Genomic DNA, 25,968 nt, shown 5'->3' on the forward strand with positions numbered 1-25,968 from the left:
ATGAACCGCCAACTGAAACCCGGTGAAGCCATCCGCTACTGGCAACTCGGGAGGATTGCCGAGGAACGCTTCGACGTGCCCGACGCGCCGATGAAGGGCGAGATGGATCCGTTTTTCTTCCTCACCAAGCACAAGAACTTCATTCCACATGAATATCCCTGCCGCACACTCTTTGCTGAGGAGTATCGCGGCAAGCGCCCCGATGTGCGAGGTGCCTTCGAGGCCGCCCGCTGGTGGCTGCCTTTCGGCTCCCCACGGCTAGACCTTTCAGGTTTCTGGTTCCGCCCGACACGCCTCGCCACCTTCGCCCGCACCTTCATCGCTACAGAAAAGGCAGGCATCGCGAAGATTCGTCTTGGCACTTGCGGCGGCGCGGTCCTTTGGCTGAATGGCACGGAAGTTGGCTGGATGGCACCCTATAGCCGAAATCTCGAGGCAAAAGCCGAATTCGACCTGCCGCTGCAGGAGGGGTTGAACGAGGTCACCATCTTCTTCGACGATCTTGCAGAACGCGATGCCCGCTATTTCTTCCAGCTTGACTACCTCGACGGCCCGGCCGCGAGCGTTGCCATGCCCGTGCCGATCGACGGCAAGGTCGCCGAGACGATTGAGGCGGCGCTCGAAAACATGCATTTCGACCGTACGGCCTATTTCGAAAGTGACATCACCCTTCTGCTCGCCGAGCCGCTGCCGGTCGATGTCGCCGTCAACGTCACGATCGAGGGCGACTTCATGTCAACCGAACACGTCGACTACGATTTCGTCCTCAAGGCGGGCGAAGCGCGACTGGTGATCGGCCCTTCGGAAAAGGCGCCTGCCGATTTCCGTCATTTTCGCATCACCCTCAAGGCCGGCGGTTTCGTGGCCTCGCGCTCGCTCGGCATCGAAATCTGCCACACTGGCCGCCAAGGCAAAGCACCGGCCACGCTTACTGAGCGCATTGCCGAGACACTGAACGAAGTCTCAGAATTCTCCGAACGCGATACGGTCCGTGCTTTCGCGCGGCTCGCAAACGGCCTTGGCGGCGCCGACACCGACGCGATGATCGAGGAAATCCTGCCGTCGATTGAGGATTGCCACGACTGCGCTGACTTTTCCCTCGTCCCGCTGATCTGGTCGCGCACCGTCTGGGGCAATGATATCGGCAAGGCGACACGCGATCACATTGACCGTGCCATCCTTGGTTTTCGATATTGGATGGACGAGCCCGGCAATGACGTGCAGTGGTATTTTTCAGAAAACCATTCGCTTCTGTTCCACACCTCCGCCTATCTCGCCGGGCATCTTCTCTCCGGCGAAACCTTCGCCCGCTCTGGCCGCAAGGGCACCGCGCAAAGCGCCATAGGTGCCGCCCGTGTCCGTGCCTGGCTCGATCATTTCGAGGCTTGGGAAATGGCGGAATTCAACTCCGCGCCGTACTTCCCGATCGATCTTAAGGGACTGACGGCGCTAGCGGCCTTGTCGCCTGACCCCGATATCGCCGCGCGCGCCACAAAGGGCATCGTTCGTCTCTGCGAAGTCATCGCCCGCTCGGCCCATCACGGCATGGTCACGGCAGCACAGGGGCGCTCCTACGAGCACACGCTGTGCGCCGGCCGCTCGCTGGAGCTTTCGGGCGTCGCCCGTCTGCTCTGGGGAACAGGCTGGTATGGGCGGCGCGTCCACGCTTTGCCGCAGCTTGCCGTCTGCCTGCGTGATCATGGCCTGATCATCCCTGAAACACTTGCCACCGTTGCCAGCCATCAAGCGGATGAGCATCAGGAATGGCGGTTTGCGCAAGGCCAGGACCGGTTCGCAGCACTGTATCATTACAAGGGCCGCGACTTCGCCATGGGTTCTGCTGCTCATTACCGCTGGAACGAATGGGGCTATCAGGAAACAATCCTGCATCTACGCTTGGGCCAACGGCCGGAAGCAGCCGTCTGGATCAATCATCCCGGCGAAACAATTCAGTTCGGGTACGGCCGGCCGTCTTTTTGGGGTGGTTGTGGCACCCTCCCTCGCGCCCACCACTACCGGGGGCTGGCCGTACTCGACTTTCTGACCTTCGAAGAGCAACCGGATTTCACCCATGCCTGGTTCCCGGTCGCTGAGTTCGACGAAAGTACAGTCCGCGGAAAGCTTGCCATGGCCCGCAGCGGTGGCGGCGGGGTGATCCTTTGGGCAGCACCGATCTGCAGCCGGTAACGACAGGCCCTTCGGCCAATGCCGAATTGCGCCAGTACGGCCAGAACACCCGCTGGATCGTGCGCGTCTGCGAAGCGCCGGATCTTGCAACGGTGGAAAGCCGGTTTGCATCGCTTTCCGTTGAAGAGACGGCCGATGGCTCACTGGTCATCGAAGACCCCGATTATGGCACCGTCACGTTTCGCAAGGACGGCGCGGTAGATGCGGAAGGTCGGACGATTGTTCCGAAAGATTTCACGATCGCCGGCGAGGTCACCATGCTCGCCACACACTGACGAGACAGCGCCGGCATGGAGAAGCTGGCGATCATTCGAATGTGGGCAAGGAGAAGGCCCGCACCCTGAGGAGGAGAAAGACAATGACCAGAACCAGAACGATGCTTGCGGCATTTGCCGTCGGGCTTTTGACATCCACGGCGGCCATCGCCGGGGACGTGCGTATTATGTGGTATTCCGATGGCGTCGAAGGCGAAGTCCTCAAAGACCTCGTCGATCGCTTCATGAAGGACAATCCGGACATCAATGTCATCATCGACAATGTGTCCTTCAGCGTCGTGCGCGAACAGCTGCCGGTGCAGCTCGAAGCTGGCGACGGGCCGGATATCGCCCGTCTCGCCAATATCAAGGCGCTCAGCAAGCATTGGCTCGATCTGCGGCCTCTCGTGGAAGATCCTGCTTACTGGGATACGAATTTCGGCGATCAGGCCGACTGGATGCGTCCCGACGGCTCCAACCAGATTTCCGGCTTCATGACGCAAATCACGCTTACCGGCGGCTTTGCCAACAAGACATTGTTCGACCAGGCCGGCGTCGCCCTTCCCGGCAAGGACGCAACCTGGGACGATTGGGCAAAGGCTTCCAAACAGGTCGCCGAAAGCCAGCAGATACCGTTCCCGATGGCGCTCGACCGATCGGGGCATCGTCTGACCGCGCCCGACCTTTCGTTTGGCGCGAACTATATCGGAGCCGACGGCAAGCCGGCACCGCTGGATGATGGCGCGAAGGGCTTCATATCCAAGTTTATCGGCTGGATCGAAGACGGCACGATGAGCAAGGACATCTGGGTCTCCGCCGCAGGCTCGACCTACCGCGCCGGCGCCGACGACTTCATCAACGGCCAGGTCGCCTACTACTATTCCGGCTCCTGGCAGGTGCCGAACTTCTCGACCAAGATAGGCTCGAACTTCGACTGGGTCGCGACAGGAAGCCCATGCGGCCCGGCAAACTGCACCGGCATGCCTGGCGGCGCCGGCCTCGTGGCGATCAAATATACGAAAAACCCGAAGGACGTCGCCAAGGTCATGGATTATCTCGCAAGCGAGCCGATCGTGAAGGAGTTTTCCGAACGCACGCTGTTCCTGCCGGCGCACAAGGGCGTGATCGAAAAGGGGCTGGACTTCAAGACTGACGACGCTCAGGCCAAAGCGGCTCTCGACATCTTCGTAACGGCAACGACGGGCTTGTCCGATCTGGCACGCAAACTGCCGGGTTGGGCTTGGTCCGATACCGTCTACGGCGCGCTCGTCACGCGCGTCAGCCAGGCGGCGGCGGGTGAAATGACGCTGGATGAGGCCTATACCCGCATTGACGCGGATATCGCCGCCAAGGTCAAGGACTCGGCTCTCTAGGACACGAATACGCGGGCGGCGGCCATCACGACCAGCCGTCCGCTTGATGTCAACCTTGGCCGAGCATGTGCGCCGTTTACCGGGCAAAAGGAAAGTGATCAACGATGGCAGAGATATCCCGCCAGACCAGCCAGCGCCGGGCCGGCCAGAACCTAGGCGACATGGCCATGGTGCCGGTTCGCCTTGCTATGGGCCTGATCGACGCGCCCTTGCGCTGGGTCCAGAAGACCTTCGGTCTCGGCGGCATGGCCGCATTTTTCCTGCTGCCGAACATGCTGATCTTCGGCATCTTCGTTCTTCTGCCGTTCTTCATCAACTTCGCCTATTCCATGACCGGTGGCACGGCGCTGTTCCTCTCGGACCGCAGCTTCGTCGGCTCCGATCAATATGCGCGGCTGTTCGATTGCTCGAACTACCTCAACCCCAATACCTGCGCCGAAGACACTTTCTGGACGGCTGTCAGCAATACCGGCTGGTTCGTCATCCTGCAGGTCACGCTGATGATCGGCTTTTCGCTGGTCACCGCCCTGATCCTCAATCGGGACCTGATGGCGCGCAGCTTCTGGCGGGCGGTGTTCTTCTTCCCGGTGCTGCTGTCGCCGGTGGTCGTCGGTCTCATCTGGAAATGGATTCTGCAGCGGCAGGGTCTTTTGAACTTCGGTCTATATGGTTTCGGCTTTGAACCGCATGTCTGGCTCACCGATAGGAACTGGGCCTTTGCGGCAACCGTCGGCGTATCGATCTGGGCGCATATGGGCTTCTATACGCTGATCATTCTCGCCGGGCTGCAGGCTATCCCGAAGGACCTTTACGAGGCGGCCGAGATGGATGGGACGCGCGCCATGCGGGTCTTCACCCGCATCACCCTGCCGCTTTTGATGCCCAATCTGCTCGTCGTCATCGTGCTGGTCCTCATCCGCGCGGTTCAGATCTTCGACGAGGTCTATGTACTGACCGGCGGCGGGCCGGGCACCAGCACGCTGTTTGTCACGCAGTACATCTATGAAACCGGCTTTGCGGCGCAACTGCGCAATCCCGGCCTTGCCGCCGCCGCCTCGATCCTGATGGGTTTGGTGCTCGTTCTCCTCACACTCATGCAGCTCGGGCTTAGCCGTTCGAGCGAAAAGAAGGGAGCCCGCAAATGAGCCGGGCCATCGAATTCCTGTTTCGCCGCAGGGGCGGCAAAGGCTGGCACTGGACGGATATCGTCACCTGGATCTGGCTCATCGTCGGCCTGTTCGTGATGTTCGGCCCGGCGGTGTGGCTGACGGCATCCTCGTTCAAGTCGCCGGCGGCGCTGGCGGAATTCCCGCCGACCATACTGCCCTATGTCACCCAGAAGGTGACGGTCGAAGGTTATGACAAACCGCTCGATCTTTACACCGTGACGCTTGACGACGGCAGCACGGCAACGCTTGCGGAGATCCGCCGCATTGGAACCGTCAGCCAGATGATCGATCCCGATAAGCCCGCCGAGATCGTCAAGGTCAATATCGCCAAGCGCACGCCAGTCCGGCAGATGTCGTTCGCGACCGAGAACTATACAGAGCCGTTCATCCATTTCGATTTTGTTCGCTACCTCTGGAATTCCGTCTTCGTCACGGTGACCGCAACGCTGATCACGCTTGTCGTCAACTCCATGGCGGCGTTCGCGCTGAGCAAATACGAATTCCGCGGCCGGACCTTCGCGATGCTGTTGATCCTCGCGACACTGATGGTGCCGCTGTCGGTCATCATGGTGCCGCTCTATTCGATCGTCTCGGCACTCGGCCTGTTCAACAATCTCTGGGGCGTTATCCTGCCGACGGTGGCGACGCCGACCGGCGTGTTCATCCTGCGCCAGTATATGTTGACCATTCCCGATGAACTGCTCGACGCCGCCCGCATGGACAAGGCATCGGAATGGCAGATCTACTGGCGCATCATCCTACCCCTGACCGCACCGGCGCTCGCCGTCCTCGCTATCTTCTCCGTCGTCTGGCGCTGGAACGACTTCCTCTGGCCGTTGATCGTGCTCTCGCGCAAGGAGCTTTATACGCTTCAGGTGGGTCTCAGCATCTATTCCGGCGAATTGAACGTGCAATGGCATTTCATCCTCGCGATGACCGTCGTGACCATGATCCCCGTCGTCCTGGTCTTCCTCTTCCTGCAGCGCTTCATCACCACCGGCATCGCCGGAACCGGCCTGAAATAAGGGTGCACCATGGGACACATTAAGCTCACTAACATAACAAAGTCATTCGGCGCGATCGACGTGATCCACGGTATCAACCTGGAGATCGCGGATGGCGAACTGATCGTCTTCGTCGGACCATCCGGCTGCGGAAAGTCCACGCTTCTGCGCATGATCGCCGGCCTCGAGAAGCCGACAGGCGGTGAACTCCTCATTGATGGGACGTTGGTCAACAACATGCCTGCCTCCGACCGGGGCCTTGCTATGGTGTTCCAGTCCTATGCGCTTTACCCGCACATGAGCGTGCGCCAAAATCTCGCGTTCGGGCTCGAAAACAGCAAGATGCCAAAGGGCGAGATCGACACCCGCATCACTGAGGCCGCCCGCATGCTGGAGATCGAACACTATCTCGACCGGCGGCCGGGGCAACTCTCCGGCGGCCAGCGCCAGCGCGTGGCCATTGGCCGCGCCATCGTGCGCCGCCCGGTCGCCTTCCTGCTCGACGAACCGCTGTCCAACCTCGACGCCGAACTGCGCGGCTCCACCCGCGCCGAACTGGCAGCCCTGCATGCCCGGCTTTCGGCAACCATGATATATGTGACCCATGATCAGATCGAGGCGATGACCCTTGCCGACCGGATCGTCGTCCTGCGCGCCGGCCGCATCGAGCAGGTGGGTACGCCGATGGAGCTCTACAATACACCCGCCAACCGCTTCGTCGCGGGCTTCATCGGCTCGCCGCACATGAATTTTCTCGAAGGTACGGTGGAAGCCTCATCCTCCGCCAAGGCCATCGCCACCTTTACTGGAGGCAACAGGCTGGAACTGCCGGTGGCCGGAGAAAGCATAGGCAACGGCGCGCGCATCACGCTCGGTGTGCGCCCGCAGCACATTTCTATCGGCTCCGGCACTGAGGGCATCCCGGCCAGGATCACGCTAGTCGAGGCACTTGGTTCCGAAACCATCGTCCACACCGATGTTTCGGGCCAGAAAATACTGGTCGTCGCCCCCGGCCAGCACAACCTGATCCCGGGAACGGATATCCGTCTGTCGCTGTCGGAGGCTCCACTGCATCTGTTCAATGAGAAGGGGTTGCGTCTTGAACACGCTGTTTGATCTGTCCGGCAAGATTGCGCTGGTCACCGGCGCACGAACCGGCCTCGGCAGGGGCATGGCCTTGGCGCTTGCTCGCGCAGGCGCCGATATTGCAGCGCTCGGCTCCAGCGCGATGCCGGAAACAGCCGAAGCCATCCGCCAGATAGGCCGCCGTTTTCACGCGCTCCAAGTCGATCTTTCCAGGAAAATCGATACAGGGGCCATCCTGAATTCGATTGCCGCAGAACTGGGCGGGATAGATATCCTCGTCAACAATGCCGGCATCATCCGCCGGGCCGATCTGCTCGACCATTCGGAAGAGGACTGGGATGCTGTCATCGACGTCAACCTGAAATCCGCATTTCTGCTATCACAGGCCGTTGCCCGACACATGGTCGAGACGAAGCGTGCCGGACGCATCGTCAATGTCGCGTCGATGCTGTCCTTCCAGGGTGGCATTCGCGTGCCGGCTTACACTGCATCCAAGCATGGTATCGCCGGACTGACGAAGGCGATGGCCAATGAACTGGCACCGCATGGTATCACGGTGAACGCCATCGCGCCCGGCTATATGGAAACCGACAATACCGAAGCATTGCGCAACGATAAGAACCGAAACGCCCAGATTTCTGCCCGCATTCCAATAGGGCGCTGGGGTGTACCGGATGATATCGCGACATCCATCCTGTTTCTGACTTCCCCTGCCTCCGGCTACGTTACCGGCATCACCGTGCCAGTCGATGGTGGCTGGCTGGTGCGGTAGTTAAGAACTCAAATGGCACCCCTGCTTGTTCGACCTTGGGTCGTCAAGATCTGCCGAGTGAGGCCCTGATGGACGTGTTGCAAAGATCCTGACGACGATCACGTCAACATTGATTTTGGCCCTACGGAGCCACCAAAATTGCTTCATTCATCGATATGGGAGCAGGTCGCTCAACGCCTTCGCGGGACGCACGCAGGATCCTGTGAGTCCACGAACATTCTACCCACAAGCGTCGCGCGCGCTGCCGGTCTCCACACCCTCAGACACTCCAGTACCTCGCCCAGCCGTCTTGAGTACCGCGCGCAAACCGCGTGTTGTCAGACAAAATATAATAATGTCTAACATCCATTGTTTAGGGAGTCGTCGATGACAAAACAGAGCCGCCAAAAAACATCGCATCTTCATCGCCGGGCGGACTTCTGACAACGGCGGCCCGGTCCGCGAAGGCTGGGCAATTCGTAACGCTCAGCAAGGCCCGGTTCGAGGCCGTGATGAAAGCCGCTGAACATTCCGGCTTGCTGGGTGAAAAGAGCAAGCGGATAGGCGGCCGCATCAGCCCTGCTCTCATTGAACAGGCGAAAAAACATACGGGTATCGAGACAGACACAGATCTGATCGAGTTTGCACTGGCAAATGTGGCCCTGGACGACAATTTCGGAGCCACGTTCCGAAAGACGCAAGGCACAGTAGATCCCGATCTGAAGCTGGGTTTCTGAATTGTCAGACTTTGATTTCGACGCGGCGGTCCGCTGGGCTCGCTTTGATCCCTATCGAACTCTTGCGCGACGTCAGGACGATGAACTCCCTTTCGCCAGCGATCGGGCAGATAGCGGCCAGGAGCTTCTTCTCGATACGTGTGTGTATATCGACGGCCTGCAGGGACGTGCGCCCGACATCGTCGCCGATCTTCTGGATATTAGAATAAGCAATCATTCGACCGTGGCTATTCAGGAGTTGATGCACACTGTCGGCGTCCTGGATCCCAAGCATGCAGGGACCAAGCGAGCGGTGCGGCAGATCGGCGTGACCATCACGGACATGAAGCCGCACCGCATTTTCGCGCCCGATCCAGACGTGCTGGGCCCGGCAGCACTCCTATCCGGCATGCTATGCCGCCTTCAGGGCTATGAAAAAGATGCGCGTCTGCGGGCACTGCATGACTGTGTTCTTTTTTGCAGGCACAGAAAATGGGCTTTACGGTCCTCACGGCCAACGTCAGCGACTTTGACTACCTTCTGCAGTTGATCCCGACCGGACGGGCTTTGTTTTATAGAGCCGCGCAGTAACCTGAGTTACCAAATGTTGAGGTTTGTTCAATAGGTTCGGCTGGCGCGTTAAGTTGTGCGTACGCGCGATCCTTTGCCTGTCTCGGCCTAGAAGCTGTTTTGGCAGCATTACATCGGTCCGGCCGTGTCTCCCTATGGAATAATCAGTTGCGGTAGAAGGCAGACATCCCGTCCTTTTTACGCGGAATCACTGACGCTGATTTCACCCTGGGAAAAGATCAAACCGCACTGGGTTCTTGTTCGAAACGTATGTCTATACTGAGCTTCTGAAATCGCTCGCCATGCGGCGGGACGAATGGCGGCTCTTCCATTGGCGAGACCGAAACGGCCCCGAAATCGATATTCTCGCGGAGAATGGAAATCTTCTCGTAGGACTGGAGATGAAAGCGTCTTCTACCGTGACATCCAGTGACTTCAAAAACTTTCGGTTATTCAAGGATGGTCCTGGAAAAAATGGGACTTCATTGGATTGGTCATTTACATGGGACCAGGTATTGGTTTTTGGTGATCTACATTTCGCACTGCCCATATCAATTTTCAGCTCGTTTTCTCCGGACTAGCCTACGTTAGACCGCCAATTGCAATCTTAGGTAACCCACAAGCTAAAAATCCCGTCTTGCAGCATTTGCTACATAACTCCGCGGTTTCGGGCGGGCTGGACTGCAGCGCATATTCTGAACTAGGCAGCGATGTTTGTGGAATTTGCACCATATTGCCGCAGATTTGGGTACCAATGAGACTATTTCCGGGGTCGCCCGACTTCGCAAATTACCTTCTTGCATTTTTCGACTTTGACAACATGATTAGTTGTGTGACTTGTGCAGAATGTGCAGGTAAATATTGCAAGTGCACTATTACGCCGTTAAGCGCGCATTTCGGAGCTGAGAATGCAGCAATATAATGGAAAAAGTGCGATCCTCTGCAGTCTCTCGGCGCTTTTCTTTCTTTCATTTATTGTTCTAGCGTCGCAAGCTTTGGCTCAAGGAACAGCCTCACATAAAGCACTTGATGGTGTGGCGCTCGTGATTGGGAATTCCGCCTATCAATCTGCCGGTGCTCTGGCCAATCCCGCCAACGATGCGACGGCAATCGCTGAGAAGCTTCAGGGCCTGGGATTCAGGTTGCATACGGCCGTTGATCAGCCGGGAGACGTTCTCAAAGAGACGATAGATGCCTTTGCGCGTGACCTTTCGAGTGCCGATGTCATATTCGTTTTTTATGCCGGTCATGGCATGCAGATCGACGGCCGAAATTTTATAGCGCCGGTCGATCTTGCAAGAACCGGCGGCCCGAAGCAATTGATTGCCGTCGATACCATCCTCTCAACGATCGAGGTTCATGCCAAGCCGGATGCGGCCAAGATCATCGTTCTCGACGCATGCCGCGACAATCCATTCAGCGAGCTCGGGCACGGCGGTGAGACATCGCGCGGCCTGGCAAGGATCGAGCTGCCGAAGCCGGCAGTTACTGGATCCGCAGGGGGCTATTTTCGAGTCGTGGCCTTTGCCACGGCGGCAGGGCAAGTAGCGTCCGATGGTAACGGTCAACACAGTCCCTATACCGAAAGCTTGCTTCGCTTCATCGACCAGCCTGGTCTTGAAGTCTCCGAGATGTTCCGGATGGCGGCTGGTGACGTGCTTGCCAGCACGGGTGGCATGCAAAAACCGGAATATCTCGTTCAGACAAGCCGGACGCTGTTCTTCCGGCCGCCCAACATAACAGAATGCGATCGATTGGCAGTGGATGCCCGCAACTTCATTGGGATGAAAGGAATCTCTTTCGAGGACATCGATGCGATCAAAGCGGTTCCGGCTTGCCTCGAGGCGGTGGCGACCGAGCCCGCCAGCGCGCGATTGACCCACAATCTGGCGCGATCGCTGGAAAAAGCCGAGCGACTTTCCGAAGCTTTGGAACAATATCAAGCCGCGGCCGACAAAGGACACCCGGCCGCAATCAATGCTCTTGGTATCATGTATCTCGCCGGTTGCGGCATGGCCAAACCGGACGTCGGGAAAGCGCTCCAGCTGATCTCCCGAGCCCGTGATCTGGGGGACCTGGAGGCCGGTGCCACGCTCACGTCGCATGATCTCCTGCCCTTTTTGTCAGACGACGGCAAGACGGCTCTTGCCGATGCACTGTCCAATGCGGGTATCTCAGCACGCCCGGATGCTCTGGGAGCGGCCGTTTCCGCATTCCAGGAGCAGGAGCGATTGAAGATTGGCGGGCTGACGCTCGAGACGGTTCATGCCTTGAAAATCTACGAAACCGTACCGGCGGGTTTCCGGTGCCACTGAAGGGTGGCAGGAGGGGAGACGATGAGAACACACATGATGACGGCCGCGCTGCTCTGCGCGTCGATACCTCCCGCATCGGCGGGTGGGCTGATCGAAAATTTCAAGACACCGGCTGAATGCCAAGACGCAGGCGACCTCAAGATTGAGACTTGCCTGGCAGCACTCGGTGGGGGCCTTGATGCGGAGGTTGATAGCCGGCTTTCAGCCGTGCTTGCCGCGTCTGCTGAGCCGGACAGCGTGCGTGCCGCGCAGGACGCCTGGGTCGCTTACCGGAAAGCGACATGTGATTACTTCGCCGGTCAGGAAGGTATAGCTGGAATTATCCAAGGGCTGCAGTGCCTTCGCTGGACATCTTGGGGCCGCATGAAGGAGCTTGACGGACTTCTTGGCATAAGGCCCGCCGAAGATGACGGCGAAGGCGAGGCTGCTGGCGGGCTCGAACCCGACTTCGCCACGCTGGCCGATACGCAGTATTCCGGTCGGGCTTTCTCCTTTGGCGACTTCAGCTGGTACATCAAGAAGCGCTATGGCGCGGTGCTCGTCGAGAAGGCGCTTGCGGCTCGAGGATTTGATCGTGAAACGGCGAAGGCCCTTGCCGGAAATTGGGATGCCTGGCGCTATCATCCGGAAAATGGACAGCCGCTGATCGAGAGCGCACCGCTCGGCGCCAGCGATACGGATCTTCAAGGGTTGGCAGCCAAGTTTCCGGAATGCATGCGTGATCTTGGAAAGGCCAATTGCAGGATCAACTATTCGATCGAGATTGGCTGCAAGCTGGACCCGGCCGTTGCCCAGGAATGCCAAGGCGTATTCGATGTTCGTCAGTCTATTGCCGCTGGCTATCAACGCGATGGGCGCACCGCCTACATGCTCTCCGGCTTCCAGCCGCAGGGCGTCTACGATATGGCGGGCTGCATCATGGAAGGTGGCAAGGGTGCCGGCGTCCCGCTTTTTGCGCCTGACAATGCCGAAACCGTTGCCAAGCTCACTTTCATTGCCCAACCGGACGCGGTCGCTACAGAACAGAAAGTGGTTGATATCGAGGCTCTTCCTGAGCGAGATGCCGAGCTTTGCAGTGTTGCCGCAGGCTGGAAATTGGACGAAAACGGCGCTCAGACGTCAAGCGGATTGTTGGATCTGGCTCCGTTCACCCAAGACGGCGTGTTTTCGCAATACCTGGAAGAGGGCCTGACGCCTGACGCCTCCCGCGATGCAGACTATAACGATTTCCTGCAACGGGTGACGAAAGCTGTCGGGGAGGTCAGACAATGAGACGATTATCAATAAGCCTCGCGCTCATCGCGATCTGCATGCTTCTAAATCCGAATATCGCCGGCGCGCAGGATATTTCCGATTGCGAGCGCAATGCTCTTGGAACGGAGCGTTGTGCGAACTGGCAGGCTGCCGTCCAGGCCGTGTCCTTGCAACAGACGGTCGAGCGGCTCGATAGCCACATTGCGGAGCTTGCCAAGGCCGGTCGCATCGCGCCCGAAGATGCCGAGGCACAACGCCGGAAGCTCGTCGCCTCGCAGGCCGCGTGGGAAATCTATCGCGACAGGCAATGTGCACTCGTCGGTGCGCATCCTGAAGGGCCAGCCGCTTGCCTCCGCATCTTGACTGAGGCAAGGGTCCTCGAATTGCAGGATCCCGATATACCGGAGCAGAGTTTCAAGCACAGGAGCTGGTCCGAACGCAGATTGCTGCAGGGCCAGTTCCAGCCGCAGGAATTGGTCATGTTGCGGCTTGCCGGACCGCCGCTGCGAACCGTGGCCGACCGCGTAGCCCTCGCCAAGGGGCCGCGCCAGACGCAAGACTGGAATTTCCGGAAATCGGTAAGCGACCTCCAGCAGAAACTCCGCGAGGTCAGCCGCTTTGGCCCTCTCACCTCCAGTTTCATAGCCGCTGAATGGGATGCGCTGCGATACGATCCCGAGACCGGCGCACCCCTGCATCAGTTCCCCGAACGCATCGAGGGTAGTCCGGCAGACAACACCTGGGACAAAAATGAGTCTCAGGCTTTCGCTGCGCGACTGCCTTCCTGCTTGCGCAATCTGGCCGATCCCCAATGCAGGGTACAGTATTCGACCGAGCTCGGATGTCGCTATGACACCGACATGGCAGCCTTTTGTCAGTCGAAACTCGACGGCCTCAAAGAGGTCTTCCAGTCCTATTCCGTGACAGACCCGCGGCACCGGGACGAGGTCTACAAAGCCATAGCTTGCCTCACACCGGCTCCGCTGGATCAACCCTTATCGGGCACCTTTCTCGTTCCAGACACTGCTCAAAACGCAAGGCTTGAGCCGGGTAACGTCGAAGGCAGGCCGTGCTCAGAGCTTGGCCTGGAGGTGGATGGCGACGGTTGGTCGGCGCGTTCAGTACGAGTTTTCGACTCGACAATGGATCTAGAGATCCGCTAGCGCGAGAACCACAGCGGAAATTGTATGGGCGGTGGTTTAGTCACCCGGAACCAAAATATGCTTCATTTTGTTCGGCTTCTGTCACAAGAGCAGGACTATGATCTATGGTTGGCAGGCAGGCGGACCTCGTCGTTGTGAGCGACGCAGATAGACGTTTCCTCGTATCTCAGTGCGCCGACACAAGCTGGCATAAAGTACTGGGCTCCTTGTCGGATCGCAGTTGCATGGTCTTGCTGGGCGCAGGGCTTGCAAAGCAAAAAGGTTGCCGAACGTCAGGGTGTTCGCGAGCACACGGTTGGCAATTGGCGCGACCATCGAAATGGTCAGTGCGCTCGAACAGGAGAAGGCCAAAGGCGGAGCAGGCCAGATCTCGGTGACCTTGGTCTGCCTCCTAGACGAGTTGGGATACCTGCCGTTCGGCGCCTCGGGCGAAGCACTGCTGTTCTACCGGTTGAGCAAGCTCTATGAGCGGACCAGCGTGGTGATCGCCACCAACCTCGGCTTTAGCAAATGGGCAACCGTCTTCGGCGACCCAGAACGACCACCGCTTTGCTCGACCGCTTGACCCACCGTAGCGGAGGCGGAAATCATGACCGATTTTGTACAAAGTCGAGCTTAGAGAACATTTAATTAGACGGTGCGATAATTCGCTCTGATTGAATTGAAGATCCTGCGGCGTACCGCAGAGACGGAATGGACTGGATCAGTTTATCAGATGCTGAGGGCAGAACTTGAGAAATCTTGGGTGGAATGTGGTTCCGGCGAGCCGCTTCAAGCGCTCGCCCGCCTCCGATCCGTCGAGGTTTTCGTTACTGCACAAAACGACCCACAACTGCTGTTTCGCTACGAGTGGCTGCAGGGTTGGATTTTGTTCCAGCTGGGAGAGACCGAACAGGCTTTCGGTCATGTCCAGACGGCACGCGCCCTCTCGGCAACCCTTGATCACTCTTCGCAAGCGAACGCATTGACCCTGGGGGCATGGATCCTATCCAACCTTGGTCTTTTGGACGAAAGCTATTCGGTCGCCCGCGCGGCTGTCAATCTGGCGGAAACAGGCGACAATAACTTCGCGCTGGCGCTGGCCTTACACGTTTTTGCGCTCATCGCCTGGATGGGAGGCGACATTCCACTGGCGCTGGACACTTCGCAGCGGGCCATTGCGATCGCCCGAACACTTGCCGACACCCATGTCCTTTGCTGGTCTCTGTTTGGGCGTGGGTGCATGGTGGCCGACGAGGCAAGGGAAGCGCGCCAAAACGGCGACGACACCATTTTCGTTTCGGGCCATGAGGACGCAATTGCGCTTACCGACGAATCTTTGGCGCTGTCACGCGACAATTCAGACAGCTGGGCGCGTCGCGTATCCCTTACAAACAAAGCCGAATACTTTTGTTATATTGGGCGCTTTGCGGAAGCACACTCCGCCCTTGAAGAATGGACGATGGTGAAAGGACCCGTCTCCAACCGTCGTAGGATCCAGTATCTCAAGACGTATGCGGAAATCCTGCAGCGGGAGGGCCGCATCGGGGAGGCGCGCGAGTATTGCGAACAAGCCGTTCAGTTGACGGCCAACATTGGAACTGCCGATCTAAAGCATCTGTGCACCAAGGCACTTTCGGAAATCCACGAAACCATGGGTGACTTCGAGAAGGCGCTTCAACTTCATAAACGATTCTTCCGGGAGGTTCAGCAATTTGAGGGCGAGAAGGTCAAATGCCGGGCGCGCGTGGCCGAAATCTTCTACGAGGCGGAAAAGCTCCGCGAACGGGCCGAAATGTCTCGCCAAGTTGCAGAGCAGTCCAAGCGGGAGGCTTTAACTGATTCACTCACCGGCGTTGCCAATCGCCGTTGGATGGAACAGGAATTCGATGGTCTGATTGCCAGCGGTACCTGGTTCGCCGTCGTTTTCGCTGACCTTGATCACTTCAAAGCGGTTAACGACACATATTCTCATGCCGTAGGCGACGAGGTTATTAAGGCCTTTGCGAATATGGTCTCGACTTGCTTCCGCGCCAACGATCTGGTTGCCCGTATCGGGGGTGAAGAATTTGTGGTTCTGGTCAAAGACGCCAAGGAGCACAACCTGTCATTAATTGGGGACAAGCTTCTGTGTTGCACGCGCAGCTATGAATGGACGCGTATCGCCCCCGGCCTAAAGATAACAACCAGCATCGGCCTGGCGTGTTCCAAGGAAGTAGTCGGCCGGGATGCCTTGTTGGCCCTGGCTGACGCCAGACTATATCGTGCGAAGACCACGGGACGCGACCGCTACGTGTCCAAGGGAGAACTCCCTCGATGTTGCATGCAGTGTAGCAAAGGTTTGGGTCCCGTTTATCAGCCCTTCATGTTAGAAAGTTGCAGAACTGATCGAAAGGCACCGTAAACTCATCGGGCCTCGGGTCAAGGTATGGCACGAGGTCGGCGTTCAGGCTATCTGAAGATCGGCGATCTCGCTCCACATCTGCATCGCGCCCCTAGCAGCTCGCAACAACGGTGAAATGGCACGTCGTGGCGGAAATTTGGAAGAGATTGGTGATCGGGTCGTGGATTGAAACGAAGCGCTGAAGTTGGCGCGGTGACTTAACCGCTTCATGACCCTCTCCCGCCCGATTGTTAAGGTCCTCGTGCGAACGTTGTTCGACGCCGGGCATGATCTCCCGCTTCGCCGCATCTTGGGATCGAAGAATGTCAGTGATCATCCCGCGCGGGCAGTACCTTGCCTTTTCAAAAGCTTTCGCATCAATCGCTTGGCAGCCCTGGCAGCGCGGCGGCTGGACCAGTGTTTTTCCCCGACCGGTGATGACGACCTCGACGAGGTACGATCTATCATTGAGCCTGTAGGCTCATCGCCTTCGAATATTATTGGCGAACTGCCTGCCGAATTTCTCCGCCCACAATCTCACCGTCTGGCAAGAGACGAGGGTGCCGGCCGCCAGCCTATCCCTACCGTGGGCAGGCTGAGCGGAAATAGAGCCATACACCATGGACAATCACTTCCGCTTGCAAACCGGCGGCGGCGACGGAACGAACCTTCAATTCGAGGATTGTTATAGCGCAATCGTCAGGAGGCCAAAATGCTCGTACATTTTACATTCAACGACGGAAACGGTGTCCAACAGGACGGGACGCAAAGTTTTGAGGACGTCACTGCTGCAAAGCGAGAGGCTCTTTCAGCATTGGCTCAATCGCTACAGGAGGATTTGCGAAGTTCAGGCGAGATTCTCGGGAGTGTGGCGGGGCTTGACGAAAGCGGTCAGCCTCTTTTTAGCGTCACTATGAGAGTGATGATCGATGATGTCTCGCCGGAAAAAGTCGGGCAGAGTTCGCCTTGATAGCCAGACGCGGACAATGGACTCAACGACTGAGTCTGATCACCGGGCTCTCTTGCGCTAGGCCACTTTGGTCTGATCGTAAAGTCAGCGGTAGTTCCGGTGTTTTAATGGAGCAAGGCTTGGTCATGCGTGTTTCCATATTGGATTGTCCTTGGCGGCTTCGGGGTTCGCCCTACCTTCAATCGGGAAAAGGGAGGAAGCAATGGTGGTTCAGAAATTCCGTATATCGGACGCAGAGTTGGTGAAGTCACCGGGACAGGATGCCGATATCTTTGTCGGAAACCTGGTTGACGAGAGGCATGGCGGTCCGGTCACCATCGGGTATGGACGCTACGCGCCCGGCCAGTCGCTCACCGAGACGATGGCCGTACACGACACGATGATCATCCTTCAGGGTCGTCTGTCCGTTTCGACGGGCGACGGGACCGTGACGGCTGGACCAGGCGACATCGTCTACATGCCCAAGGGAGAATCCGTGACGATCACCACGGAAGGTGAGGGCGCACTAACGGCCTATGTGACCTACCCGCATTGGGCTGAGGCGCACGAAGGATGATGGAAATTGCCGCATCACCAAAGGCTGGGCATCATTCGCGTGCAGTCTGACTATGGCCAACTCTACCTTGTGGACAAAGAAGACGAGGCTTTCGATCCTCCCAGGGAGACCAAGCCGAGACTGAGGCGAGGCGCCTGTTCGTGATGCCCTTGCGTATCACCGTATATACGCCGCCATGCCTGGCCTCGCGGGTCCCAAAGAATTGATCATTGGATGACGGAGGGATGCCTGGTGACCCTTACACATCACAAGGGCGGGGTCCGTGGTGGCGCGGTACGGCGGTTGCCCGTCGCTTCGAAGGCTGCGGCAAGTGTGAGCAGGGCGATATCGCTGTATGCGCGGCCGGCGAAAGTGAGGCCGACAGGCATGCCGATATCGGCCATCGTTCCCATGGGCACGGTGACGGTGGGAATGCCGAGATGGCGGATGGCGAGATTGCCGTTGGCCACCCAAACGCCGTTTCTCCAGCCGAGCTCTGCACTTATAGGATTGACGTCCATGTCAGCCGCGCCGACATCGGCCACAGCCGGGAAGATCACCACGTCCAGGCCTAGCCGGTCCATCCATTGTTCGAGGTCGATCCGGCGGGTCTCTTCAAGCCCGCGCAGACCTTCTGCCATATGCGGGATGTCGGTGACCTTAGCGTAAGGATGGTCACGGACCTGCGCGGGGTAATCGGGAAGGTAGTCGTCGAACCCGGTATAGCGGTCGGGCAAGGCGCCCTGCGGATGCGGAAAGATGCGCTTGCCATCGATGTCAGCAAGTGTGACCAACGCCGGGTCGTTATTGGCGGCGAGGAAGTCGTCCCAAGCCCAGGCTGAAAGATCGAGGATTTCGCGGTGCAGGAAATCCGGACTGACTAGGCCGCGCGACAGGATTGACGGCGTGCCCGGCCGGTCGGATTCATAGTTGGTGACGACAGGGAAGTCCACTGCCTCCACCGTAGCGCCAGCCGCTTCCAGATCGCGGCACGCCTGCTGCCACAGCGCTATGATCGAGGCGCGGGTCTCGATGGATCTGCCCGTGGAGCCGCCGATGCCCCCTTCGGGGTTGGAGCCTGCTTCAAGGTCGGCATTGATATACATGCGCGGCACGCCGAAGCGTTTGCCGGCGAGTGTCTGTTTTGCTGCGGACGGGCTGGCCGGTGCAAGCGATAAATAGGAAGCGGCACCCATGGCCGGCGTTCGGCCAAGGTCGATCCAGGGCTGAGCACGCCAGAAATCGCCGCGCTTTTCGGGATCATCGGCGACGATGACGTCGAGCAGTTCCAGCATGTCGGCCATGCTGCGGGTGTGCGGCACCACGACATCCATGGTTGGCACCAGTGGCCAGTTGCCGCGCACCGAGATTACCCCACGTGAGGGCGTATAGGCGCAGAGCGCATTGTATGATGCCGGCGCTCGACCGCTCGACCAGGTTTCCTCGCCCAGGCCGAACGCAGCGAAGCTGGCGGCAGTGGCGGTACCCGAGCCATTTGACGAGCCGGACCCGAATGCGCTGGTCAGCCAGTCGGCGCTATAGGGGCTTTCTGCGCGGCCATAGACACCGCGCTGCATGCCGCCATTGGCCATCGGCGGCATGTTGGTGAGGCCGAGGCAGATTGCGCCGGCGCCACGCAGTCGCTCGATGGTGAAAGCATCCCGCTGGGCCACCAGATGCGCGAAGGTCGGGCTTCCGGCGGCAGCCGTCAGCCCGCGCACCAGATAGCTGTCCTTGGCGGTGTAGGGAATTCCATCGAGCGGTGAGAGAGGACAGCCACGCGTGCGCCTGTCATCGGAGGCTTCTGCCTCTGCCAGCGCATCAGGGTTCATCACCACCATGGCATTGAGCGCCGTCTTGGTGCCTGCTGCGTCGTAGGCCGCGATCCGGGCAAGATAGGCTGTGACGAGGCCGACACTGGTCACTTCGCCCGCTTCGAGTGCTGCCCGGAGTTCGGCGATGGACTTCTCGACGACATCGAAATGGCTCATGGTGTCAGGCCTTCAGCGACGGCTGCTGCTGGGTAATACAATGGATGCCGCCCCCGCGAGCAAAGATCGGGCGGGAGTCGATTGTCACAACGCGGCGGCCGGGATAGGCCTGTTCCAGAACATCGCGGGCATCCGCATCCGCCTTGGTATCGCCAAAGCCGCAGGCAACGACGCCGTCATTGACAACGAGATGATTGACGTAGCTGTAGTCGACGAAGCCGTCTTCGTCGCGGATTTCCGCGGGTGCATCAAGATCGAGGATCGTCCATTTGCGGCCGGCGGCATCCGTGGTGCCGGCCAAATAGGCACGGATATCGCGCATCACCTGGTGATCAGGATGTTCGGGGTTTGGCTGGCGGTGAACAAGCAAAACACCCGGCGAGGCTATGGTAGCGACGATATCGACATGACCGGATGTGCCGAAATCTTCGTAGTCCCGAGTTAGGCCGCGGGGTAGCCAGATCGCCTTGGTCGTCCCCAGCGTGCGGGAAAGTTCGGCCTCGACGCGGGCCCGGTCGGCATAGGGATTGCGGCGCGGGTCGAGCTGGACCGTGTCGGTGACGAGCACCGTGCCCTCTCCATCGACATGGATGCCGCCGCCTTCATTGACCAGCATGCTCGAAACCAGTTCGGCGCTGCAGTGCGCAGCGATCAGGCGGGCGATCTTGCCGGATTGCTTCCATTCGGCCCAGCCGTGATCCCCCAGCCGTTGAAGATCCAGTCGACCGCGCCGAGCCCACCGGGGCGTTCGTCATCGACCACGAAGGTCGGGCCGACATCGCGCATCCAGAATTCGTCGAGCGGAATTTCGATCTGTTCAATGTGGCTGCCCAGCATCCGGCGCGCACGTTCACGCTCGGAGGGATCGACGACCATTGTCACGGGTTCGAATTCGGCGACGCTGTGCGCCACGGTTGTCCAGGCCTCGTAGCCCGTCTGTTTCCAGGTGTCGCCCTCGCCGAGCGTGGTACCGGCACGTGGAAAGGCCATCCAGGTGCGTTCGTGTCGAGCGGTTTCGGACGGCATGCGCCAAGTCATGGATGATAGCCCCAGAGTGGTGCGCGCAGCGCACGGATGTCTTGGTGTTCGTTGCGACGATACCCGGCTGAATCGCTCCAGCCAGGTATTCTTTGGCTTATTTCGTCAGGTCGGTCCAGATGCGGGTGTAGATCTGCTGGACATCCGCCGGGCAGGTCACAAGAAAGTGAGCAGCCGTCTTGAACTCGGCCGGAATGTTCATCTCGGGCGCATCGGGCAATCCCTTGTCCATGAATTTTTCCGATCCGAGGATCGCATTGCCATAGCGCGTATAGTTGGAAATCAACGCTGCATTTTCCGGCTCCATGATGAAGTTGAAGAACAGCTTGGCATTGTCGACATTCTTGGCGTCCGCCAGAATGGCGACATTGTCCTGCCAAAGCGAGAAGCCTTCCTTGGGATAGCCATAGGCAAAGCCAGGGTTTTCGGCGCGAATGCGCATGGCGGCACCGCTCCAGAACACCGATGCGTTCAGGTCTTCCTTTATGAACTTCTCGAAGCTCGGATAGTCGATCGAGGCCCAGTGCCCCCGGCCTCTTCCTAACCCCGTTGGTTCAATCCTTGCCGCAGGAGGCACAGCAGAGCCTGGCGGCCGCCATTCCCTTTCCTCCGAGGCTGGGCGATCCACTGGAGTTTGCCGATGCGGTCCGGTTCGCGATCGAAAACGACTATCTCAATGGTGAAGTTATCCGCCTGGATGGCGCCATCCGGATGCAGCCTCGTTAGATTTCTATAGTGCGTCGTTGCCGAGGGTCTGCTTCAACAGGTGGATTGCGTCCAGGATATCCGCCTTGATCGCCACGCCCAGCGCTTCGGCGTCCTCCCGGCGAATGGCTTCTAGTGTCATCTGGTGCTTGTCGACAATGCGTGTCGTTTCGCTCATCTCATAGACGCTGCGCATGAATGGGCCAAACTGCATCCATATGCTCTCCAGCAGCGCGACCAGGACTTCAGACCCTCCAGCTCGATACAATTCGAAGTGAAAGAGATAGTTTTCGCGCATATAGGCGTCCGCATCCTTGGCTCCATAGCTTTGGTTCATGCGGTGGTCGAAGGCCTCCATCGCCGCAATGGTCTCTGATGTCACAAAGGGCAGCGCCCGGCATGCGCAAAGCGGCTCCAGCTGAAGCCGGGCTTGCATAAGCTCCTCGAAACGCCGGCGCGTGAGTTCGGGAATGCAGACCCGGCCATTGCGGCGCACTTCCAGCGCGCGCTCGCCGCCGAGCCTCGTAATGGCTTCGCGGACAGGCATGAGCCCGACGCCCATGCTTTTGCTGAGGCCCCTGAGACTGACGCTCGTTCCCGGAGAAAAGCGGCCGGAAATGAGCTGCTCGCGCAGCGCCTGATACACCTGTTGCTGTTGTGTCGATAGTTCCCGCATTACTTCATAAGCCTTGATACGATCGGCGCCCGCTGCCCTGCCGCCATAGCGGCAAGCCTTGCAGCTATTCTTGGAGGCAGAAAGGTCGATTGCCGGATCGCGACCCCTAGCACATTGCAAGGCTCGACAACCAGCTTATCCGAAGCAATAGCCGTCCGGATATGGCAACTGAGCACTTGAAAACGTCCAGCTTCAGCCTTGTCTTTGTGAGTTTCCGGTTCCGGAGGTTTAATCCGGAATGCCGCTGATGGCCTTCACCTCCATGAAGTCCTCAATGCCGAAGTGGCCGCCCTCTCTGCCGATGCCCGATTGCTTGTAGCCGCCGAATGGTGCGCCGATCGCGCGGCTTGCCCCGTTGATTCGGACCATCCCCGCACGCAGTGCCCGAGACACGCGCCGAAGCCGGTCCTTGTCGCCCGACTGGATATAGGCGGCCAAGCCATAGGGTGTGTCATTGGCGATCTCTATGGCTTCTTCCTCAGTATCGAAGGGAATGATCGATAGCACCGGTCCGAAGATTTCCTGCTGTGCAATAGCCATCTTGTTGTCAACGTCGGCAAAGACCGTCGGCCGCACGTAATAGCCGCGATCGAAACCGGACGGTCTGCCCACTCCACCCGCAACGAGGCGCGCACCTTCCAGGATCCCGCGCTCAATCATGCCTTGCACCTTGCCGAAGTGCCTTTCCGAGCTGACCGGACCGATATGGTCTCCATCAAGTGACGGGTCGCCAACCCTGGTCTTCTCCGCCACCTCCGCCGCAATCGCCACGGCTTGGTCGTATACCGAGCGCTCGACGAGCATGCGCGAGGGGCGTTGCAACTTTGACCCGTATTCTCGAAAATGGCTTCCACACCCTTGCGAACCGCTTGATCGACATCAGCGTCTGCAAAAATCAGGTTGGGCGACTTACCGCCAAGCTCGAGCGCAACGCGCTTGACCGTACCTGCCGCGGCTTTGGTCACGGCAATGCCGGCATCGGTCGAACCTGTAAACGACATCATGTCGATGTCAGGATGAGAAGACAACGCGGCGCCGACCGCCGGTCCGTCCCCATTCACCAGATTGAAAACACCGGCAGGCAGTGCCGAGGCGTTGATGATGTCGGCGAAGATGAGCGAGGAAATGGGCGCCAGTTCAGAGGGCTTGAGAACAACCGTGCAGCCTGCACTGACGGCAGCAACCACCTTCAGCACAACCTGGTTCATCGGCCAGTTCCAGGGCGTGATCAAGCCGCAGACGCCGATCGGTTCATAGATGAGCACCGCCTGCGCGCCGCGCATTTCATGTCGACGCTCGAACTCGAAGGTCTCCAATGCGTCGATGAAATTCCTGATGTGGAAGGTGCCGGAGGCGGCCTGTTCGTCGATCGCGAGCCTGATCGGCGCGCCCATTTCGGCGGACATGGCCTCGGCGAGGTCGACCGATCGACGCTCATACTCGTCCAGCAAGCGATGAAGCCATGACAGGCGCGTCCCGCGATCCGTTGCGCTCCAGGCGCCGAACGCACCTCGCGCGGCCAGCACGGCCCTGTCGACATCGTCAGCCGATCCAAGTGAAATGATGGCAAAAGCCTGTTCTGTGGCCGGATTGATCACCGCGCAGTCATTGGCGGCGATTGGCGCGACCCAATGGCCATTGATATAGAAATCGGTCTTGCGAAGCATGTTCTCTCTCATGATTTGGCTGGGTGTTCAGGGGCCAGTTGGACCTTGCGTTCCTGCAGGACATTGCCACCATCGACGACCAGCATGGCGCCGTTGACGTAGCTTGCTTCGGCGGATGCAAGAAAGGCAGCGGCGGCCGCGACCTCATCCGGTGTTCCGGCGCGTCCTGGCGGCGTGTACCGGGCAGCGATCCGTTCGTCCTCAGTGGAAGCCCCTGTGTCGATCCAACCCGGGGCGATTGCATTCACCGTCACTCCGTAGGGGGCAGCTTCGAGCGCCAGAGCATGGGTGAGCCCGACCATACCGGCCTTTGCCGCCGAATAGGCAGCCTCGCCGGGATTGGAAACCAACGGTCCGGTGACAGAGGCGATATTTACGATACGGCCGCGCCGATTTTCAATCATCGACGGCAGAAAGGCGCGCGTGACTAGAAACGCCGTCTTGAGGGTGACGTCGATCCCGGCATTCCAATCGGCTTCGCTCAGCAATAGGAATTCCCGTTGCAGGGCAGGCACCGCCGTGGATCCCATGCCTGCATTGTTGATCAAAACATCGACCGGCCCCACCCGCTCGCGTAGCCGCATGACCTCTTCCGCCTTGGTGAGGTCTGCGACATGGGAGGTTACATCATAGCCCTGCGCCCGCAGTTCTTCCTCCCGCAGGTGGACCCGATCGCTGGCACCGGTGATGAAAACAGCAAGACCATTCCGCGCAAGCTTGCGGGCGATCGCAAATCCTATGCCGTCAGGCCCTCCCGCTCCGGTAACTAGAGCCGTGCGAAACTTGACCTCGCACGCCGTCATATGACGTCGCCATAATAGGCAAATTCTTCATCTGTCACCTGACCGGAAAAGAACCGGTGTTCCACACGCTTCAGCGCCACGAAGACCGAGGCCATACGTGCCCCGAGAGCCACCTTCAGAAAGTCGGATTGAGCGGCCTGGTCGATCGCCGTGCCCCAGTCGCGTGGCAGCATCGAGTCCCTGTCGTTGCTGTAGGTGGATGATTCTGCATCTGGCTCGATCTGGTTTTCGATCCCTTCATACATTCCGGCAAGGACCGTCGCGGCAACCAGATACGGGTTGGCATCGACACCGGGGGAGCGATGCTCCAGGTGGCGGTTGGCCGGGTTGCCTGCCGGAACCCTGATGGCGACGCTCCGGTTGTTGCGTCCCCAGGTGGGAGCTGTCGGCGCATAGCTGTTGCGTGAAAAACGACGCCAGGAATTCAGATTGGGGGCAAACATCAGCATCGAATCTGCCATCGTCCGCTGCAGCCCGCCGATGGCGTGGCGCAGCATCGGTGCGAGATCGTCGTCCACGTCGGCGAACAGATTTCGACCCGACGGGTCCGCAAGACTGGCGTGAAGATGCATGCCGGAGCCGGCCTTGTGGGCGAAGGGCTTGGCCATGAAGTTGGCGCGCATGCCATGTCGAAGCGCAAGGCCGCGAACGAGACGCTTGAGCATCACCAGGTCGTCCGCCGCTCGCAGGCCCTGGGCCTGATGACGCAACGTGAGTTCATACTGGCCGGGGGCATATTCGGAAATGATCGTTTCGACAGGCAGATTCTGAGCGGCTGCGGCCCGGTAAAGCGCATCGATAAACGGCTCGAACTGATCCAGCACGGCAACACTGTAGACATGGTTCTGGTTGGATGCTGTTCCCGAGAGAGGCAGGCGGGCTGCCTTTGGTTTCCCAAGAGCATCTGTTTCCGTGTCGAGAAGATAGAACTCCAGCTCGAACGCCAGCACCGGGAACAGGTTTTTCGCTTCAAATCGCTCGATCTGGCGCACTAGAGCCTGCCGGGGATCGGCGCCCATGGCCGAGCCGTCGAGTTCGTACAGCATGACGCGAACTTCACCGCGTTCGGGGGATGTCCAGGGCAATGTCGTCAATGAACCGGAGATCGGCCATGCAATTCTGTCGGCGTCTCCGTCGTCCCAGGTCAGACCGGTCTCATCGACATCAGCGCCGGTAACATCCAGTCCCAGAATGGAGCCGGGCAGATGCCGGCCGGAACGGAACAGTGGCAAGAGTTCATGACGACGGATAATCTTGCCGCGTGCAACCCCATTTGGGTCGATGAGCACGAGGTCGAAGGCTGCTATGTCCGGATGTTTCTCCAGGAACGACTCGGCTTCCTCTATAGGTGCCGCATTGAGGGGACGTGTTCCGATCAT

Annotated in this window: 20 protein-coding genes and 4 pseudogenes; 17 read left to right on the forward strand and 7 right to left on the reverse strand. The window is 59.1% G+C overall.

Features of this window, described 5'->3' with window-relative positions; all coding sequences use genetic code 11:
* The 16 genes and pseudogenes from P6U16_RS21375 to P6U16_RS21455 all read left to right on the forward strand — a co-directional run bounded on the left by P6U16_RS21375 (window position 1) and on the right by P6U16_RS21455 (window position 17,730).
* Window positions 1–2,187, forward strand: coding sequence for a hypothetical protein (locus P6U16_RS21375; RefSeq protein WP_277704403.1), 2,187 nt, complete (start codon window positions 1–3; stop codon window positions 2,185–2,187).
* Entirely contained in the window at window positions 2,160–2,462 is a 303-nt protein-coding gene (locus P6U16_RS21380) for a hypothetical protein (RefSeq protein ID WP_277704404.1), read from the forward strand. Before P6U16_RS21375 ends, P6U16_RS21380 begins: the two co-directional genes overlap by 28 nt.
* A gap of 83 nt (window positions 2,463–2,545) precedes the next feature.
* Window positions 2,546–3,814 carry an ABC transporter substrate-binding protein gene (locus P6U16_RS21385; RefSeq protein ID WP_277704405.1) on the forward strand — a complete coding sequence of 423 codons (1,269 nt, stop codon included), beginning with the start codon at window positions 2,546–2,548 and terminating at the stop codon, window positions 3,812–3,814.
* Between the two features lie 161 nt (window positions 3,815–3,975).
* Window positions 3,976–4,959 carry a sugar ABC transporter permease gene (locus P6U16_RS21390; protein ID WP_277704843.1) on the forward strand — a complete coding sequence of 328 codons (984 nt, stop codon included), beginning with the start codon at window positions 3,976–3,978 and terminating at the stop codon, window positions 4,957–4,959.
* On the forward strand, window positions 4,956–6,008 hold the full coding sequence (locus P6U16_RS21395) for a carbohydrate ABC transporter permease (RefSeq protein WP_277704406.1): 1,053 nt from the start codon (window positions 4,956–4,958) through the stop codon (window positions 6,006–6,008). Before P6U16_RS21390 ends, P6U16_RS21395 begins: the two co-directional genes overlap by 4 nt.
* A 9-nt stretch (window positions 6,009–6,017) precedes the next feature.
* Window positions 6,018–7,103 (forward strand): sn-glycerol-3-phosphate ABC transporter ATP-binding protein UgpC, encoded by a 1,086-nt coding sequence (ugpC, locus tag P6U16_RS21400; protein ID WP_277704407.1) that lies wholly within the window; start codon window positions 6,018–6,020, stop codon window positions 7,101–7,103.
* Entirely contained in the window at window positions 7,087–7,845 is a 759-nt protein-coding gene (gene kduD, locus P6U16_RS21405) for a 2-dehydro-3-deoxy-D-gluconate 5-dehydrogenase KduD (RefSeq protein ID WP_277704408.1), read from the forward strand. The genes ugpC and kduD overlap by 17 nt, the downstream gene beginning before the upstream one ends.
* A gap of 491 nt (window positions 7,846–8,336) precedes the next feature.
* Window positions 8,337–8,561 carry a hypothetical protein gene (locus P6U16_RS21410; RefSeq protein WP_028737674.1) on the forward strand — a complete coding sequence of 75 codons (225 nt, stop codon included), beginning with the start codon at window positions 8,337–8,339 and terminating at the stop codon, window positions 8,559–8,561.
* 1 nt (window position 8,562) lies between these two features.
* On the forward strand, window positions 8,563–9,090 hold the full coding sequence (locus P6U16_RS21415; protein WP_349017721.1) for a DNA-binding protein: 528 nt from the start codon (window positions 8,563–8,565) through the stop codon (window positions 9,088–9,090).
* A gap of 928 nt (window positions 9,091–10,018) precedes the next feature.
* Window positions 10,019–11,425, forward strand: a complete 1,407-nt coding sequence (locus tag P6U16_RS21420) for a caspase family protein (protein ID WP_277704409.1) — start codon at window positions 10,019–10,021, stop codon at window positions 11,423–11,425.
* 21 nt (window positions 11,426–11,446) lie between these two features.
* Window positions 11,447–12,697, forward strand: coding sequence for a lysozyme inhibitor LprI family protein (locus P6U16_RS21425; protein ID WP_277704410.1), 1,251 nt, complete (start codon window positions 11,447–11,449; stop codon window positions 12,695–12,697).
* The gene (locus P6U16_RS21430; protein WP_277704411.1) at window positions 12,694–13,842 is read left to right on the forward strand and encodes a lysozyme inhibitor LprI family protein; all 1,149 of its coding nucleotides are present in this window, start codon (window positions 12,694–12,696) and stop codon (window positions 13,840–13,842) included. Before P6U16_RS21425 ends, P6U16_RS21430 begins: the two co-directional genes overlap by 4 nt.
* A 307-nt stretch (window positions 13,843–14,149) precedes the next feature.
* Window positions 14,150–14,412, forward strand: a pseudogene (locus P6U16_RS21435) (ATP-binding protein); the annotation flags it as partial.
* Window positions 14,413–14,557: 145 nt separating this feature from the next.
* On the forward strand, window positions 14,558–16,225 hold the full coding sequence (locus P6U16_RS21440) for a GGDEF domain-containing protein (RefSeq protein WP_277704412.1): 1,668 nt from the start codon (window positions 14,558–14,560) through the stop codon (window positions 16,223–16,225).
* A 691-nt stretch (window positions 16,226–16,916) separates the two neighbouring features.
* A complete protein-coding gene (locus P6U16_RS21450) occupies window positions 16,917–17,174 on the forward strand; it encodes a hypothetical protein (protein WP_277704413.1) in 258 nt (85 codons plus the stop codon).
* Window positions 17,175–17,376: 202 nt separating this feature from the next.
* On the forward strand, window positions 17,377–17,730 hold the full coding sequence (locus P6U16_RS21455) for an AraC family ligand binding domain-containing protein (RefSeq protein ID WP_277704414.1): 354 nt from the start codon (window positions 17,377–17,379) through the stop codon (window positions 17,728–17,730).
* A 245-nt stretch (window positions 17,731–17,975) separates the two neighbouring features.
* Here P6U16_RS21455 and P6U16_RS21460 read toward each other — a convergent pair whose 3' ends face one another.
* The 3 genes and pseudogenes from P6U16_RS21460 to P6U16_RS21470 all read right to left on the reverse strand — a co-directional run bounded on the left by P6U16_RS21460 (window position 17,976) and on the right by P6U16_RS21470 (window position 21,315).
* A complete protein-coding gene (locus tag P6U16_RS21460) occupies window positions 17,976–19,700 on the reverse strand; it encodes an amidase (protein WP_277704415.1) in 1,725 nt (574 codons plus the stop codon).
* Between the two features lie 4 nt (window positions 19,701–19,704).
* A pseudogene (locus tag P6U16_RS21465) lies at window positions 19,705–20,738 on the reverse strand (agmatine deiminase family protein).
* Window positions 20,739–20,835: 97 nt separating this feature from the next.
* Window positions 20,836–21,315 (reverse strand): extracellular solute-binding protein, encoded by a 480-nt coding sequence (locus tag P6U16_RS21470; RefSeq protein ID WP_277704416.1) that lies wholly within the window; start codon window positions 21,313–21,315, stop codon window positions 20,836–20,838.
* Here P6U16_RS21470 and P6U16_RS21475 point away from each other — a divergent pair.
* Window positions 21,264–21,464: pseudogene (locus P6U16_RS21475) on the forward strand (3-hydroxyacyl-CoA dehydrogenase); the annotation flags it as partial. The gene P6U16_RS21470 and the pseudogene P6U16_RS21475 sit on opposite strands and share 52 nt — an antisense overlap.
* A 4-nt stretch (window positions 21,465–21,468) precedes the next feature.
* Here the strand turns inward: P6U16_RS21475 and P6U16_RS21480 are convergent.
* From P6U16_RS21480 to P6U16_RS21495, 4 genes and pseudogenes are all read right to left on the reverse strand, one after another.
* Complete coding sequence (locus tag P6U16_RS21480) at window positions 21,469–22,119, reverse strand: GntR family transcriptional regulator (RefSeq protein ID WP_277704417.1); 651 nt, start codon at window positions 22,117–22,119, stop codon at window positions 21,469–21,471.
* A 228-nt stretch (window positions 22,120–22,347) separates the two neighbouring features.
* Window positions 22,348–23,801, reverse strand: a pseudogene (locus tag P6U16_RS21485) (aldehyde dehydrogenase family protein).
* Window positions 23,795–24,589 carry an SDR family NAD(P)-dependent oxidoreductase gene (locus P6U16_RS21490; protein ID WP_277704418.1) on the reverse strand — a complete coding sequence of 265 codons (795 nt, stop codon included), beginning with the start codon at window positions 24,587–24,589 and terminating at the stop codon, window positions 23,795–23,797. Before P6U16_RS21490 ends, P6U16_RS21485 begins: the two are co-directional and overlap by 7 nt.
* Entirely contained in the window at window positions 24,586–25,968 is a 1,383-nt protein-coding gene (locus P6U16_RS21495) for a glutamine synthetase family protein (protein ID WP_277704419.1), read from the reverse strand. Before P6U16_RS21495 ends, P6U16_RS21490 begins: the two co-directional genes overlap by 4 nt.

The organism is Rhizobium sp. 32-5/1 (assembly GCF_029537235.1).
Taxonomy (GTDB): domain Bacteria; phylum Pseudomonadota; class Alphaproteobacteria; order Rhizobiales; family Rhizobiaceae; genus Pararhizobium.

Bases quoted from the DNA above. Each gene is read 5' to 3' on its own strand.
- P6U16_RS21490 (WP_277704418.1), bottom strand. From the start codon at position 24,589: ATGACGGCGTGCGAGGTCAAGTTTCGCACGGCTCTAGTTACCGGAGCG.
- P6U16_RS21410 (WP_028737674.1), top strand. From the start codon at position 8,337: ATGAAAGCCGCTGAACATTCCGGCTTGCTGGGTGAAAAGAGCAAGCGG.
- P6U16_RS21420 (WP_277704409.1), top strand. From the start codon at position 10,019: ATGCAGCAATATAATGGAAAAAGTGCGATCCTCTGCAGTCTCTCGGCG.
- P6U16_RS21430 (WP_277704411.1), top strand. From the start codon at position 12,694: ATGAGACGATTATCAATAAGCCTCGCGCTCATCGCGATCTGCATGCTT.
- P6U16_RS21440 (WP_277704412.1), top strand. From the start codon at position 14,558: ATGCTGAGGGCAGAACTTGAGAAATCTTGGGTGGAATGTGGTTCCGGC.
- ugpC (WP_277704407.1), top strand. From the start codon at position 6,018: ATGGGACACATTAAGCTCACTAACATAACAAAGTCATTCGGCGCGATC.
- P6U16_RS21385 (WP_277704405.1), top strand. From the start codon at position 2,546: ATGACCAGAACCAGAACGATGCTTGCGGCATTTGCCGTCGGGCTTTTG.
- P6U16_RS21455 (WP_277704414.1), top strand. From the start codon at position 17,377: ATGGTGGTTCAGAAATTCCGTATATCGGACGCAGAGTTGGTGAAGTCA.
- P6U16_RS21495 (WP_277704419.1), bottom strand. From the start codon at position 25,968: ATGATCGGAACACGTCCCCTCAATGCGGCACCTATAGAGGAAGCCGAG.
- P6U16_RS21390 (WP_277704843.1), top strand. From the start codon at position 3,976: ATGGCCATGGTGCCGGTTCGCCTTGCTATGGGCCTGATCGACGCGCCC.
- P6U16_RS21480 (WP_277704417.1), bottom strand. From the start codon at position 22,119: ATGCGGGAACTATCGACACAACAGCAACAGGTGTATCAGGCGCTGCGC.
- P6U16_RS21425 (WP_277704410.1), top strand. From the start codon at position 11,447: ATGAGAACACACATGATGACGGCCGCGCTGCTCTGCGCGTCGATACCT.
- P6U16_RS21450 (WP_277704413.1), top strand. From the start codon at position 16,917: ATGCTCGTACATTTTACATTCAACGACGGAAACGGTGTCCAACAGGAC.
- P6U16_RS21375 (WP_277704403.1), top strand. From the start codon at position 1: ATGAACCGCCAACTGAAACCCGGTGAAGCCATCCGCTACTGGCAACTC.
- P6U16_RS21460 (WP_277704415.1), bottom strand. From the start codon at position 19,700: ATGAGCCATTTCGATGTCGTCGAGAAGTCCATCGCCGAACTCCGGGCA.
- P6U16_RS21395 (WP_277704406.1), top strand. From the start codon at position 4,956: ATGAGCCGGGCCATCGAATTCCTGTTTCGCCGCAGGGGCGGCAAAGGC.